Annotated in this window: 1 protein-coding gene; it reads right to left on the reverse strand. The window is 44.2% G+C overall.

The window, feature by feature from the left end:
- Window positions 1-207 (reverse strand): NusA N-terminal domain-containing protein (locus BHE89_RS02335; RefSeq protein ID WP_286145826.1); only part of this gene is annotated, 207 nt, incomplete at its 3' end.
- Between the last annotated feature and the right edge of the window lie 51 nt (window positions 208-258).

Consider the following 258-nt stretch of genomic DNA (forward strand, 5'->3'; position numbering starts at 1 on the left):
AGTCACTTCCTCAACGGCAACCCAACGACGGAATGTATCAAAATCACCCGTTTTACGGTCGATACATACGCGAACGTCAATTTCTTGCTCGTACTTTTTCTTAGTTGCTGTCGCTAGTGCGGTTTCCAGTGCTTCAAAAATCTTTTCACGAGGAAGAGATTTTTCGTTAGAGACCGCTTCCACAACAGCCAGAATCTCTTTGTTCATCCTAGTTGCCTCTTCAAAACTTAAAAGTGGGGTACCAGGTTAGCTTTCTGG

This window comes from Shigella sp. FC1967 (assembly GCF_001743005.1).
GTDB lineage: Bacteria > Pseudomonadota > Gammaproteobacteria > Enterobacterales > Enterobacteriaceae > Proteus.